The sequence below is a fragment of the Rhizobium sp. 1399 genome (assembly GCF_031455475.1).
GTDB lineage: Bacteria > Pseudomonadota > Alphaproteobacteria > Rhizobiales > Rhizobiaceae > Rhizobium.
Genome location: NZ_JAVDSU010000014.1, coordinates 47,792 through 61,056, shown reverse-complemented (window position 1 = coordinate 61,056; position 13,265 = coordinate 47,792). Strand labels below are relative to the sequence as shown.

The 13,265-nt window shown below is 60.4% G+C and carries 11 protein-coding genes; 5 read left to right on the top strand and 6 right to left on the bottom strand.

Annotated elements, in window-relative coordinates:
• Window positions 1–19: 19 nt before the first annotated feature.
• On the bottom strand, window positions 20–985 hold the full coding sequence (locus tag J2X71_RS31195; RefSeq protein ID WP_310388425.1) for an MBL fold metallo-hydrolase: 966 nt from the start codon (window positions 983–985) through the stop codon (window positions 20–22).
• Between the two features lie 537 nt (window positions 986–1,522).
• On the opposite strand from J2X71_RS31195, the gene J2X71_RS31190 reads away from it, so the two are divergent.
• On the top strand, window positions 1,523–2,266 hold the full coding sequence (locus J2X71_RS31190) for an SDR family NAD(P)-dependent oxidoreductase (protein ID WP_310388423.1): 744 nt from the start codon (window positions 1,523–1,525) through the stop codon (window positions 2,264–2,266).
• A complete protein-coding gene (locus tag J2X71_RS31185; RefSeq protein ID WP_310388421.1) occupies window positions 2,263–3,171 on the top strand; it encodes an RNA polymerase sigma factor in 909 nt (302 codons plus the stop codon). Before J2X71_RS31190 ends, J2X71_RS31185 begins: the two co-directional genes overlap by 4 nt.
• 156 nt (window positions 3,172–3,327) lie before the next feature.
• Here the strand turns inward: J2X71_RS31185 and J2X71_RS31180 are convergent, their stop codons facing one another.
• Window positions 3,328–4,158: an SDR family NAD(P)-dependent oxidoreductase gene (locus tag J2X71_RS31180; protein ID WP_310388418.1), complete on the bottom strand. Its 831-nt coding sequence runs from the start codon at window positions 4,156–4,158 to the stop codon at window positions 3,328–3,330.
• 65 nt (window positions 4,159–4,223) lie between these two features.
• A complete protein-coding gene (locus J2X71_RS31175) occupies window positions 4,224–4,793 on the bottom strand; it encodes a TetR/AcrR family transcriptional regulator (RefSeq protein WP_310388417.1) in 570 nt (189 codons plus the stop codon).
• 560 nt (window positions 4,794–5,353) lie between these two features.
• Here J2X71_RS31175 and J2X71_RS31170 point away from each other — a divergent pair.
• Both J2X71_RS31170 and J2X71_RS31165 read left to right on the top strand, forming a co-directional pair.
• Window positions 5,354–5,707, top strand: a complete 354-nt coding sequence (locus J2X71_RS31170; protein ID WP_029868635.1) for an antibiotic biosynthesis monooxygenase — start codon at window positions 5,354–5,356, stop codon at window positions 5,705–5,707.
• A 167-nt stretch (window positions 5,708–5,874) separates the two neighbouring features.
• Window positions 5,875–7,881, top strand: a complete 2,007-nt coding sequence (locus J2X71_RS31165) for an ABC transporter ATP-binding protein/permease (protein ID WP_310388414.1) — start codon at window positions 5,875–5,877, stop codon at window positions 7,879–7,881.
• A 66-nt stretch (window positions 7,882–7,947) separates the two neighbouring features.
• Here J2X71_RS31165 and J2X71_RS31160 read toward each other — a convergent pair whose 3' ends face one another.
• The 3 genes from J2X71_RS31160 to J2X71_RS31150 all read right to left on the bottom strand — a co-directional run bounded on the left by J2X71_RS31160 (window position 7,948) and on the right by J2X71_RS31150 (window position 12,022).
• Window positions 7,948–8,574, bottom strand: coding sequence for a cysteine hydrolase (locus J2X71_RS31160; protein WP_310388412.1), 627 nt, complete (start codon window positions 8,572–8,574; stop codon window positions 7,948–7,950).
• A gap of 395 nt (window positions 8,575–8,969) precedes the next feature.
• Window positions 8,970–9,116 carry a hypothetical protein gene (locus tag J2X71_RS31155; protein WP_310388409.1) on the bottom strand — a complete coding sequence of 49 codons (147 nt, stop codon included), beginning with the start codon at window positions 9,114–9,116 and terminating at the stop codon, window positions 8,970–8,972.
• Between the two features lie 158 nt (window positions 9,117–9,274).
• Window positions 9,275–12,022, bottom strand: coding sequence for an autotransporter domain-containing protein (locus tag J2X71_RS31150; protein ID WP_310388407.1), 2,748 nt, complete (start codon window positions 12,020–12,022; stop codon window positions 9,275–9,277).
• Window positions 12,023–12,368: 346 nt separating this feature from the next.
• Between J2X71_RS31150 and J2X71_RS31145 the strand changes: the two genes are divergently transcribed.
• The gene (locus J2X71_RS31145; protein ID WP_310388405.1) at window positions 12,369–13,205 is read left to right on the top strand and encodes a helix-turn-helix domain-containing protein; all 837 of its coding nucleotides are present in this window, start codon (window positions 12,369–12,371) and stop codon (window positions 13,203–13,205) included.
• Window positions 13,206–13,265 lie beyond the last annotated feature (60 nt).

The window sequence follows — 13,265 nt, the reverse complement described above, 5'->3', positions numbered from 1 at the left end:
TTCCCGTTGCACGATCTTTTCAGACGCCATGATAGACGAGGCGCGTGAACAATTCGGGGGTAACGAGGAACTGCCCCCATTTCGCATCGAACTCGGCCGTAGGCTTTGCGGCAATGACCTCGTCGATCGGCTTTCCGGCGGCTTTCAGTTTGGCGACGTTCCCACGGATATCGACCAGCATCGTCCTGTACTCGACCAGCTCCGGCTTGTTGCTGACGGGATGACCGTGACCGGGGATGACGATCGTGTCGTTGGCGACATTGGCCAGGATGTCCTCGACCGCCTTGATCATTCCGTCGATCCCGCCGCCGGTCGAATAGTCGATGAACGGATAGATGCCGTACCAATAGAGGTCTCCGGCGTGGACGATGTTTGCTTCGCCGAAGGTGACAGAGATGTCGCCATCGGTGTGAGCATTCGGATGATGCTTCAGCATCAGGGTGGATTTGTCGAGCTTGAGGGACATCTCGTCGGTGACGGTTTCCGACGGCACGGCGGCGAGCGGCGGTCGCGGGAACTCGTAATCCCAGTCTTCGACCCTCACGACTGACATCAGGTGTTTGCAAGTGTTTTCATGCGCCAGAATGGCCGCGCCCTCGGCGTTCAGCCATGCGTTTCCATCCGTATGATCGAAATGCCAGTGCGTGTTGATGAGATGACTGATCGGCTGTTTGCCAAGTCGGGCCAGGGCCTCGAGTATCCGGGGCCGGGACGCGGTGATGCCGCCATCGATGAGGACCTTTCCGTCCGCCCCCGTCAGGACGGCGATGTTTCCGCCCGATCCTTCAAGGATCGATACGCCGGCCCTTGCCTTATGTACCTTGATCGGGTCCTTGGCGGCGGAGTCGCGGATCAGGTCGACAATGCCCTGAGCCTTCGCGAATACCTGTCTTGGGGTGAGCCAGCCTCCCGATGCAGCGAATGTCGAGGCGGCCATGCAGCAGAGACAAAACCCGCGACGGGAAAGTCTGAAATCCTGGGTCATCTGGCAGGTCCTTTCCGGAATGGCGGCGGGGCTGCAGGGGTCAGGATGAAGACGCTTCCCCGCCTGGGGTGATGATTTCGGGATGCGTGGAGCACATGCCGTAGAGCAGCCGATTGCACGGTTTGAGCGTGCTGTTTTTCTTGATCAGCTTGATAGACGAAAAAGCGGAGCCGGCGATGGGAACGCTCTGGTCGTCATCGTCGCGCCTGGGGGCCGCAGATGCCCCATCAGATCGTTGTTCCCCCTCGCATGATAAACCCCGGACGGAAGCTCTCAATGCAGTTGCGCGAATGTACAATATCAGAAAATTGCGCGCAATCATCCGCGCCTTCGCGGATGCCGTTGTTTCGGGAGGGCGAAATCCATGGCCGCTTCCGTTCCAGGCCGATATCGATCACCGCCGAATTTCGGTCGAGCCAGATCTTTAAACGCCGGCCGCCACAAATCGCAGATGGCAGTGACTCTTTTTGCCTCGCTGGAACGTCGTAGTTGCGACCGTCGTCGAACGGTTGGACCGACCCGAATGAGGACTGAGAGATGGATCTGGACGGAAAGCGAATTGTGGTCGTCGGCGGGAGCCGCGGTTTGGGGAGGGGACTCGCCGAGGCGTTCGTGGCTCGCGCAGCCGACGTCACCGTGGTCGCCCGAAATGCGACGGCCGCGCAGGGGGCAGGCGAGCAAGGGACCGTCACCGCCATATCGGCCGAGGCAACCGATGTCGACGCGGCATGGCGGATCATGGAGCAGGCGCGACCCGATCTCGTCATCATGAATGCCGGTGCGGAACCGCCCATGGAACGCATCGACCGGATTGGCTGGGAGGCATTTGCGACCAACTGGAATGTGGACGTCAAGGCCGCGCTGCACTGGGTACAAGCGGCTCTTACGTTGCCGATGGCGCCGGGCGGGCTTGTCGTGCTGGTCTCCAGCGGAGCCGCCGTGCAGGGGTCGCCGCTATCGGGCGGCTATGCGGGAGCCAAGCGCGCGCAGTGGTTCATTGCAAAATATGCCGAGGGCCTGTCGGCGCAACTCGGCCTGGGTCTGCGGTTCCGGGTCATCGTTCCCCGGCAGATGTTTGCAGGAACCGGTGTGGGCGATACCGGCATCGCGGCCTATGCCGCGGCGGCGGGTCGGACATTTGCCGAACAGGCCGCCACCTGGCCGGACATGACGCCGCGGGCTTTTGGCGATATGGTCGCCGACCTGGTCGGCAGGACGGGTCTTACCGAGGCCATGGTCTACGCGGTGCGTGGGGATACGGGTGTGACGGTCATCGAATGACAGAAGACGCTGCTCTCGAAGACGAAGAGAGGAAAACTCTGCTCGCAGCGCTCGCGAGCGAAGCGGACGCGCTTCGCCCCGAACTGCACCGCTATGCTGCCCGTCTGGTGGGTTCTGTCATCGACGGCGAGGATGTGATTCAGGACGCGTTTGCCAGGGTATTTGCGACGGCTGGCTCGATCCCGCCGGGCACGCCGCTGCGACCCTGGCTGTTTCGCATTGTCCATAACAGAGCCATAGATGCCCTGCGCCAGCGCAGTACGCTCCGGTCGGAGCCCCTTGAGATGGCTTTCGGTCTGGCCGATATCAGCGCCGTCGGTCCGGAGGACGCGCTGATCCGGCAGGACGCGGTGCGGGTGGCCCTCGGCCACTTTGCAGAATTGCCGGTGCCGCAACGCAGCGCTGTCATCCTCAAGGATGTGTTGGGAGAGTCGCTTGCCGACATCGCAGCGCTGCTGGAACTGAGTGTCGATGCCGTCAAGGCCCATCTGTCGCGCGGTCGGGCGAGATTGCGCGCCATCTCCGACGTGCGCTCCGAGGTTCCTCCACCACCGAGTCCCGAGGTCCTGAACTTTGCAGCGCTATTCAACGCCCGAGACTGGGATGCTTTGCGCCGCATGCTGGCGCAGGATGTTCGGCTTCGTCAGGCGCGACGGCCGGAAATCTCCGGTGCCGCCGACGTCGGTCGATTTTTCACCTACTATGCCGAATATCCGCCGGTCAGGATCGAACCGGCCTGGCTGGAAGGCCGGGAAATCTTGCTGGTATCAGCCGAACCGCCTGATGGTCCTTCCTATTTCATGCTGCTCGAATGGCGGGAGCAAAAGATAAGCCTGATCCGCGACCATCGCTATGCGAACTATGTCATTGAAGGTGCTGAGGTCATGCTGGCCGCATCGCGGTGACCGGCATTGATCGAGACGCGCTTTCTTAAGGTCCGCACTGCGCCCTCATATCAGACGTGGAGCCCCGGTTATCGTTTCCTGAAAGCGGACGTCGTCGGGGGCTACCCGACGCTCGCTTTCTTAGTGAGCGGGCGCCGGCATTGCCGGCGCCACTCGTTAATCAATGTCGGTCGAGCGACTGATCGCGGCCCATTGATTTGCTATCGCAGTACGGGCCGCTTCGGCTTCCTCGATGCGCGTGATCGCGTCGCTGCCGAGGATCAAATGCTCGGGCAGGTCGTCGCGTCGCGAGAGGTCGAAGATGACTTGGGCGACCTTGGAAGGGTCGCCAGGTTCGTTGCCGGCATAGTTCTCGGTCATCTTCATGATCAGGCCGATAGTGGGGACGTACTCAGGCAAAAGTTCGGGTACGTGGCCTCGGGCTACGCGCGTCCAATTGGTCCTGATGCTACCGGGTTCGATCGCCACGGCCTTGACGCCGAAGTTGGCTACTTCCTTGGCGATGGATTCTGTGAAGCCGCTCACCGCCCATTTCGCCGCGCTGTAAGCACTCGAACCGGCACCGCCAAAGCGTCCCGAGCTCGAGGATATGTTGATGATGTGTCCAGACCGTTGCGCGCGCATGACTGGCAAGGCCGCTCGGGTAAGGTTCACGACGCCATAGAAGTTGGTATCGATCTCGGCTTTGAAATCTTCCGCTGAGGTCTGCTCAAATGGGGACAGATGGCCGTACCCCGCATTGTTGAGCAGGACGTCGAGGCCGCCGAATGCATCGACCGCCCTGCGTGTTGCGCCACCCGCTGCGTCGGCATCGGTGACGTCGAGCTCGAACAGTTCGACATTGGCGCCATATGCTTCCTTGAGATCGGCGAGCCGGTCCACGTTACGAGCCGTTGCGACCAGCCGGTCGCCGCGTTCAAGAACCAATTCGGCCGTGGCGCGGCCGATGCCGTTTGCACTGCCGGTAATCAACCAGGTTTTCGTCATTTCATTATCTCCTGTAAACAAAGTGAGTACGCACTCATTTAAAGATCAAAAGTAGCGGCCCGTCCTCAGCGTGAAATCGAGCTCCAAAGGGAGGACCAGCCGAGGTCCTTATATTCGGCGAGGCGGTCGGGTGAGCCTTCCGCCATGTCGAGCACCATGGCCGCAAGGTTGTCTATGGTCGCGACGAGGAACTCGACGGGTTGCGGCCTCAGGACTTTGCTTTGAAATCCTTCGGCAAAGATGGTTTCGATGTTGCGGCAATCCGCGTCGGTCGCCGTTTCCCTGGCCGGCTGCAGCTTCTCGGAAACTGCCAATTGTCGCAGGGCCTTCTGCTTGATGGGGCTGGTCGCGCCCCAATTGATACGGCGGTCCCAAATATGGGCAAAGCGGTCCTTGACGCTTGCGGTGGCTGGATAATCCGAAGTGATTGCGTCCCGCAGGTCGGCCTTGAGTGTGAGAAAGACCTGGTTGAGGAGCTCATCCTTCGTCTGGAAGTAGACGAACAACGTTCCCTCACCCAGACCCGCATCCTTTGCCACCTTGGCGGTCGACGCGGCGGTGCCGAGCGTGGCGATTGCTGCGACGGCAGCATTCAGCAGGGCAGTGCGTTTGTCTTCACTAAGGGGGCGAGCCATGATCAGCCTATAATGAGCGAGTGCTCACGCTGGTATAAACGGCCCGGATCTTTTGTCAAGGCTTGCAGATTGTGGGGCAGCGTGAAGCCGATACGCAACGTAAGTGATTGATGTCGTTACGGCGGTTGATCGGAAACTTGATGCCGACTTACACACAGGCTTCAGCGGACGGGCCAAGTCGACCGCTTTGCGCCCCCGAAGCCGCCATTTTTATGGGCTACGCGGGTGATTTCCGACGAGTGGCGTGTAAGCTGACAAACCATTGAGCATAGGAGGTAGTGCCGCGGCTATCTCGTGGTTCAGGCGGAAACCGCTGATGCCGCCGCACGAATGTTCGAGGACCATCCGCACATCACCGTGTTTCCTGGTGACGGAGTCGATATCATGCCCTTCTTAACCTGAACTCTTGCGGGCAAGCATCACCCACTTCCGATCATCTCTCCAGGGGCGGAGGCAGCGGATATCTGCTTCGGGCCCGAAAGCGGACTTAGCGGTCCTGCCGAAATGGATGGGGAATGGATTGCGCAAGTAGCTTCTGACTCGAAAACAGAGGAAATCACATGCAGATAGCCGTGCTACCAGAACCACCATACTATATGGTTAGCTTCACCTCACAGCGAACAAACCTGGACGATGGTTATGGCGAGATTGGTTACGCAATGACCAAACTTGCTAGTCAACAACCGGGGTATCTCGGCTTCGAAAGCGCTCGCGGCGCAGATGGCTTCGGAATACTGGTATCGTTCTGGAAAGACGAAGACAGTATCCGCGCATGGAAGGCCGTCGTCGATCATGTTGAAGCACAACGAAGAGGCCGCAAAGACTGGTACTCGAAGTACGAAATTCGCGTCGCTCTCGTGCAGCGAGCCTACGGGTTTGACAGCGAGAGCCAACAGATGGCGAGTGCCACATAATGGAAGCGCCGAATAGCGGATTTTCGCGTGCCGATTGTGTCCTGGTTCAGGTTTCTCCCCGACATATCGGTCCGGTCGAAGCCGTCGATCCACCTTCCGGTTTCCGGCAAGCATCAAGCTTGGCCCCGCTCGTGAAACCTTTCGATCGGTAATCCGTTTTCGCTGGCATGACCGACGCAAAATTGAAGCCGAAATCGGTCGACGGCGCCAGGCCTGATGGTGCCGAGGAGACACCCCAGGGGAAGGCATCGACTGTCGAGGTCGCGCCGCCGCCAGATGTTATCGAACCCGATCCGGATCTGACACCGGAGGAGGCCGAGCAGGCGCGCAAGAAATATCTGCTGAAGCGTTTCTGGATCAGCGCCCGCGGCTATTGGGGCCGCAGCGGCGATGGCTTCGCTTGGCCGTGTTCCATCGGGCTGCTGGTTATGATCGGCATGAATGTCGGGTTCCAGTATGGGATCAACAGGTGGAACCGCGGCATATTCGACGCCATAGAACGGCACGATGCCGCCACCGTCTATTATCTGAGCGCCGTCTTCCTGCCGCTCGTGGCCGGCAGTGTCGTTCTCGTGACGTCGCAAGTCTATGTCCGCATGATGATCCAGCGACACTGGCGCCGATGGCTGGCGACTGCACTGATTGCGCGCTGGCTGGCCAACGGCCGTTACTATCAGCTGAACCTCATCGGCGGCGATCACAAAAACCCCGAGGCGCGTATTTCCGAGGATCTGCGGATCGCGACGGAATCGCCCGTCGATTTCACCGCCGGCGTCATCTCGGCCTTTCTCTCGGCCTCGACCTTCATCGTGGTGTTGTGGGCGATCGGTGGTGCCCTGACCCTGCCGATCGGCGGGACGTCGATCACCATTCCCGGCTTTCTTGTCGTTACGGCAGTGCTCTACGCTGCGATCACCTCCACGACGATTGCCGTCATCGGCCGGCATTTCGTCAAGGTCTCCGAGGTCAAGAACCAGGTGGAGGCCGAGTTCCGTTATACGCTGACGCATGTGCGCGAAAACGGCGAGAGCATAGCACTTCTCGGCGGCGAGGAGGAGGAGCGCAACGACCTCGACAAGACATTCACCAATGTGCTGAAGCAATGGGCGCAGCTGTCCCACCAGTATATGCGCACGACCTTCGTGTCGCATGGGTCGATGCTGATTGCGCCTGTCGTGCCGGTGCTGCTCTGCGCGCCGAAATTTCTGGAAGGCAGCATGACGCTGGGTGAAGTGATGCAGGCTGCGTCAGCCTTCGCCATCGTTCAGACCGCCTTCGGATGGCTGGTCGACAACTATCCGCGGCTTGCCGACTGGAACGCCTGTGCGCGTCGTGTCGCCTCGCTGATGATGTCGCTCGACGGGCTGGAGCGGGCCGAACAGAGTGACGCGCTCGGGCGCATCCAGCATGGCGAAACGGAAGGCGAGACGATGCTGAGCCTCAACGATCTCGCCGTATCGCTGGATGACGGCACGGCCGTGGTCACGGAAACACAGGTCGAGATCGAGCCGGGCGAGCGGGTGCTCGTGGCGGGCGAATCCGGTTCGGGCAAGAGCACGCTGGTCCGCGCCATTTCAGGTCTCTGGCCCTGGGGTCGCGGCAGCGTCGATTTCCATGCCGACAGGCGGTTGTTCATGCTGCCGCAGCGGCCCTATATCCCCTCGGGCACGCTGCGCCGCGCCGTCGCCTATCCCAATGCCGCCGACGGCTGGCCGCTGGATGAGATCAACGTGGCCCTTCAGAAGGTCGGGCTCGAATATCTGAACGAGAAGCTCGAGGAAGAGGCGCCGTGGGACCAGATCCTGTCGGGCGGCGAGAAGCAGCGGCTGGCCTTCGCGCGTCTGCTACTCCACAACCCTGACATTATCGTGCTCGATGAGGCAACCTCGGCGCTCGATGAGAAGAGCCAGGACAGGATGATGGAGATGGTGATTGAGGAATTGCCCAAAGTCACCATCGTGAGTGTGGCGCATCGCGCCGAGCTCGAAGCCTTCCATAGCCGCAAGATCACCCTGGAGCGGCGCGAGGGCGGCGCAAAGCTGGTGAGCGACATCGATCTCATCCCGCGCAAGAGAAAAGGAAACGTGCTTTCGCGCCTTTTGGAGAGCCCGCGCTCCCTGGCGAAAGGCAGCACGGATTTGAGCAAGGCGGAATTGTCCAGGAATAAGAAGTGACATCCGCCTTCGGGGCAAATCGCGGCCTTCGCGCAGATGGCCTGCCGGAGTTCCGTGCCCGGGCCGCTATTGCGGACGCGCGACGGCTGACAGGAATTCCTGCGTATTCGACAGAATGGTGTCGCCCATGAAGCGAAGGGCGTCGACGGATCGTCTGGCGGCTTCCTCGTCTCCATATCCGCATGCGTCTTCGATCAGGATCGGGACGATGCCGAGGTCGGCGGCGTGGCGGCAGGTCGGCTCTATGCCGATCTCCATCGCAATTCCGCAGATCGCCAATGCCGAAAGGCCGGCATCCCGCATGGCGATTTCGAGCGGCGTCCCCTCGAAAGCCGACATTCCGAGCTTGTCGAACACGAAATCCTGCTCCTGCGGATAGAGTTCCGGAATGATCTGAACCGCTTCGCTATCCCTCAGGAACCAGGGTTTTACAGCCTCGGGGTCATCGGTGCGTTGCCATGCCATTGCCATGCGCGTCGCAAACAGCCCCATCCACGGCTTCGGCAGAGAAAGATGGCGGCAGAAGGCGATTCTCATCCCGGTGCGTCTGGCCGCAGCGACGATATCGGCGATGCGACGGCTCGTTTCTTCCGCTCCCGGGACCTGTCGGGCGATGCCGATCTGCATATCGTAGATCAGCAATGCGGTTCGATCGGGAGAAAGCCAGTCTGCAAGTGCCGTGGGTATCGTCATTGGCGCGTTCCCTGACAATGGTGACCGCCCTTAAGTAGGGCATGGATGTCCATTTGAACAGCGATCCACCGCTCGCGCGGTCTGGTTGCCGCAATCGGCGAAAAGAAAATGCTCTGACGCTTCCGATGCCATCAGGGTTTCAGCCGTCTCCAGAATTCAAAGGCACGGCCGCATTGGCTCGCGTGCCGCTGATCGGCAGATGACCGCAAGGGCGCATTTCTGCCTGCCACACATTGATCTATAGCAATGTATTGAGTACAAATTATTATTAACTGCTAATAATAAAGCATTCACCGATTTACTTTATAAAAAGAGATAAGCGAAAGAGGGAGGGGCCTCTGTTTATTGTATCGGTATTGGATGAAGGCGAAGAGAGAAACTTCGTTGCCGTCGGCTTACACATTAGCGGCAACCAGATTCACATCGACGTTGGCGGCTGCGAGCACCATTTCAAACTCGCCGACCTGATCGACATTCTCTCGGTCGAACATCATCGCGCCCATGATATCGAAGGGCGCGTACGCGCTCTTGCGCTGTGCCATTGACGGTGCTGGCGCCCGCCGTTGAGCCGGCGCTGGCGGTTTTATCGCCGCCCTTGCTAAAGCGTGTCGCGATCTCCAAGATTCGCTAGCCGCGCTTTATCTCTTTGTTTATGCATGTCGTTAGCGCAAAACCGCTGCACAGTTTTGCGCGATATGCTCTAGAATTCACTCCTCACCCTCACGCCGATGGCGTGGTCCTGCCTTCCGCTGCCGACAGCCGCCCGGTATTCCACGCCGACCGCCCAGTTGTTCAGCAATGCGGCATCGAGCGAGAGCCCGAGTGTGGAATAGTCATCCCCGAGTTCCTCCGCTTCGAGTTCGTACGGAAGCGTGCCGATGTCGGCATATCCGAGCCGCAGCCGGCTGGAGCTGGCGAAATCATGGGTATATTCCGCCCGCACGCCGGGTGTCAGCGCTCCCCAGTCCATCAGCACGGTATAGCTCAGGCGAAGGCCGATAGCGCCCGCGGCCGTATCGACCGTCTGATCGCCATAGGTCAGGCCGTAGATGCCCCCGCCGTTCTCGGTGAACCCGTCGAGCCATGACCTGGACAATTCGAACCGGCCGTATGGAGAGACGAGCCATGTCTTGTCCCGGAATTCGTAGGCGGCGGTGAGGGAGCCGAACATCTGCCGCCCATCCCTGTTGCCCGTGGCGAGATCTCCGGTAGAGGCGACGTAGCGGCTTGAATCGAAATCGAGCCGCCCCGCGCCGATCAGGCCGTCGAGGAACAGATTCTCGGCGGCCTTGAAGGAGCCGTAGATCGCAGCGCTGTAAGCCGCGCCGCGGCTTTCCGTGCCGCTATCGCCGACATCGCTCCTGTCGTGGCCATATCCCAGACCGAAGCCACCGACGAAGCGATCGGAAAACCGGTAATCCACGCCGGCGCTCACGCCGACCGTAGTCGAGCCGATGTCCAGACCGCTGTTGCCCGTATCGGCGAAATCGACGAAGCCGCCGGACCAGATTGCAAACGGCCCGAGATCCGGCCCTTGGATCTCCGGGTTTGAGCCGTTGCCTTGCCGGCCGGATACGGAGGGATTGATGAGGTCGGGGGCGCTGCTGCCTGGCCAGCCGAACTGGCGCTCGGCATTGACGATCCCGCCACCGGGGCCACCATTGTCGGAGCGGCGAAGCCCGAGGCGGATATCAAGCGATCGGCGCTGGCGCTCGCCCTCATCGTGCAGCTGCTCCAGGCGGCTGTTAAAGTTGCGCGTCTGATATTGGGCAAAATGCCTGGCGGCATCCACCTGCGCATTGAGAAGGCCGACCACATCGGGATCGTCAGTCGGATCGGGACGGGCAGTAACGGCAAATGTGATCGTTGCCTGAACCGACGTGCCGGAGGCATTCGACAGCGTATAGCCAACCTCTGCCGATCCTGCGAATGAAGGGCTCGCCGAGAAGGTGAGCCGCTTCTGCGGTGCGTCGAGATATACGCTTCCTGCTTCCGGGTTCGACTGGAAGGTGAACGCCGCTGTGGTGAAGGGTCCCCCGGTCGCGCCCGCCGTAAGATCGACTGCGACAGTGGTGCCCGCCATCACATTGATGGTGCGGGACGTGGCTGTCGGCCCCGGAGCGGACCTGATCACGTCGATGAGGTAGCTCCGGAGCGTGCCATTCTGCGCCGCGACGACGACGGATACGTAGTTCGACCCGACCGACAGCGCAATCGAGCTGCTTGCTGTCCCTGACGGTACGAGGCTGCCGTTCACGGAGATGATCGCCGTGGGATCGGCAGCCGTCGGCGTAAACGCAATGCTGGCAACCGCATTGGCCAGTCTGAGGTCATAAGTCGGGATGCTCGGGTTGAAGCCGGGGTCGAGCGTTCCGCTGCTCGGAACCAGCGAAGCGAGATCGGCTATCGCGGAGGCGGCACGCGTCACGGTGACATTGTAGGTCTTCACCGTTCCGTCCTGCGCGGTGACGACGACGGTGATCGCCGTGGCGCCTACAGCAAGGGTAACGGAACTGCTGGCGCTTCCGGATGCGACCGGAGAACCATTGACCGTGACCGTCGCGTTCGGCTCGGAGACGACAGGTGTCAGCGTAATCGCGGTGACATTGTTGGCCACCGAGATCGCATAGGTCAGCGTATTCGCATTGAAAGCCGGGCTGAGGCTCCCCTGGTTGGGCTGCAACTGCGACAGATCGGCATTGGACGAGGCGCTGACGGTCCATGGCGCTCCGGTCCCTGCCAGGTTGCCGTTGCCTCCGATATTCTGAGCGGAACCTGCCGGGATATCGAGACGGAGAGTGCCCGAGCCGGAAATATTCTGGGCAAGAATCGTATACTTGATGTTGTCAGAGGTTTGGAGGTTGGCCAGCGTGGCGCTGGCGGTTCCTGTCGTGGCCAAGATTATGTCTGCCGCTGTGAAGCCTGTCACGGCCTCGGAAAATACGATCTGGAACATCACCTGCGTGTCGTTGGACGACGGATTGCCGTCGACGGCGGTCACGACAGCTGGGTTCTGCGTATTGACGAAGACGCCGGTCGTCGGAGCGACATTGCTGAGGCCGAGGCCGGCCGTTTCACCTCCGGCGTTCTCGATGGTGCCGCCGTTCAGGCTGATCACGGCTCCAAGCTGCACGCCGTCCATGTCCCTGTCGCCGGATTGGACCGTGTAGCCGAACAGGAGCAAACTCGTCCCGCTTCCTGACAGATAGCTTGCCTGACGCGACGTGCTGCCGACCACCACGGAGAGGTACGGTGTGCCGCCGACTATTACGTTCTCGCTGAATTGCACGGCAAAGGTCAGGTTGTTTCCGCCGTTGTAATATCCATTGGCGGGGACCGAAACGGAGGTGACGACCGGGGCGGACTGGGCGGAAGACGTTAGCGCGCAGAACAGCACGATCATCGAAAGAAGAATCAGGGAAAGTGGGCCAACCATGACGCGCTGCATGAACGTCCTGCCCGGAGAAGCCCGATCATGCCGGTTGTTCCCGCTGCTTTCCGGCGTCTCGGACAGCCGTCGAAAGGTTGGGGCCGGACGGCCGGGCAGGGAGAGGGCCATGAAAAAAACTCGCAGTGGTTTAAAATATCGCACAGGAATGCGCTTCTCTACACGGAAGACGCGTCCGCTGACTTGATAAAACTTGCGGTGAGGCTAAGGTTGGCCCCTTATCCAACCGTAGTCTTTGATATTTTCAATGAACGATGATTTCGAAAGTTCCGATCGGGAGCCGGCTTACGATCCGCCCCCGGCGGGTTACAATGCATCTTCGCTCCGGAAGGCGCCGCCCCCGCGAATGCTCGACCATCCCCGCATTGCGCGCGCTGTGCGCATGATCGAGCGTACTCCCGCCGCGTCAACGACCTTGCAGGACATTTCGGCCCATCTCGGCCTCAGTCCGTTTCACTTCCAGCGGCAGTTCCAGGAGGTCATGGGGGAATCGCCAAGCGCCTACATGCGCCGCACACGGCTCGACCGTGCGGCGATGAATCTGCAGATGAGCGGGCAGCCAATCACGCACATCGCGTTCAATGCCGGCTATGCCAGCCATGAGGCTTTCATCCGCGCTTTCCAAAGGCAATTCGGATTGACGCCTTCGGATTACCGTGTCGCGGCCCAGAAGGTGCTGCCGGCTCGGCCGAGACCGGAAAAGACGGACCTGGCGCGGGTGAAGGTCGGCCAGCGTCCGGAATTGAGGCTTTTGGCCATGCGGTTCTATGGATCCTATGCACTGGTCGAGGACAACTGGCGGAAATTTGCCGACTATCTGGAGCGGATCGGCTTTCCACTTGAAGAAGCGCGGCCGGTCGGCATCACCCTCGACACGCCGCTGATCACGCCAGGGGAACTCGTCCGCTACGACTGTGCTGTCGTGGATCAGGGTTTTCCCACTGACAATACCGCCCTGTCGCCGCTGCGGTTTCGGGCGGGCCGCTATGTCTCGATGAACCATTCAGGTTCTTACGCCGAGATCCTTCGGACCTACGAATTCGTCAGCGTCGATTGGCTCGCGGCATCCAGCGAAATGTTCCTGCCTGATGGCAACGGGGGATATGAATTCTACAATTCGCTGCCCTGGAACCATGTCGGCACCATGCAGAATCTCGACATCGTCCTTCCTTTGGCAAGCTGAAACTTATTTGTCCTGAGCGGAACTTCGCGCCGAGCCTCAGGTTGAGCCTGATGACCAATG

What these genes read in the sequence shown, in the direction of transcription:
- J2X71_RS31195 (WP_310388425.1), bottom strand. Translation starts at nt 985, where the DNA reads ATGACCCAGGATTTCAGACTTTCCCGTCGCGGGTTTTGTCTCTGCTGC.
- J2X71_RS31190 (WP_310388423.1), top strand. Translation starts at nt 1,523, where the DNA reads ATGGATCTGGACGGAAAGCGAATTGTGGTCGTCGGCGGGAGCCGCGGT.
- J2X71_RS31185 (WP_310388421.1), top strand. Translation starts at nt 2,263, where the DNA reads ATGACAGAAGACGCTGCTCTCGAAGACGAAGAGAGGAAAACTCTGCTC.
- J2X71_RS31180 (WP_310388418.1), bottom strand. Translation starts at nt 4,158, where the DNA reads ATGACGAAAACCTGGTTGATTACCGGCAGTGCAAACGGCATCGGCCGC.
- J2X71_RS31175 (WP_310388417.1), bottom strand. Translation starts at nt 4,793, where the DNA reads ATGGCTCGCCCCCTTAGTGAAGACAAACGCACTGCCCTGCTGAATGCT.
- J2X71_RS31170 (WP_029868635.1), top strand. Translation starts at nt 5,354, where the DNA reads ATGCAGATAGCCGTGCTACCAGAACCACCATACTATATGGTTAGCTTC.
- J2X71_RS31165 (WP_310388414.1), top strand. Translation starts at nt 5,875, where the DNA reads ATGACCGACGCAAAATTGAAGCCGAAATCGGTCGACGGCGCCAGGCCT.
- J2X71_RS31160 (WP_310388412.1), bottom strand. Translation starts at nt 8,574, where the DNA reads ATGACGATACCCACGGCACTTGCAGACTGGCTTTCTCCCGATCGAACC.
- J2X71_RS31155 (WP_310388409.1), bottom strand. Translation starts at nt 9,116, where the DNA reads ATGGCACAGCGCAAGAGCGCGTACGCGCCCTTCGATATCATGGGCGCG.
- J2X71_RS31150 (WP_310388407.1), bottom strand. Translation starts at nt 12,022, where the DNA reads ATGCAGCGCGTCATGGTTGGCCCACTTTCCCTGATTCTTCTTTCGATG.
- J2X71_RS31145 (WP_310388405.1), top strand. Translation starts at nt 12,369, where the DNA reads ATGCTCGACCATCCCCGCATTGCGCGCGCTGTGCGCATGATCGAGCGT.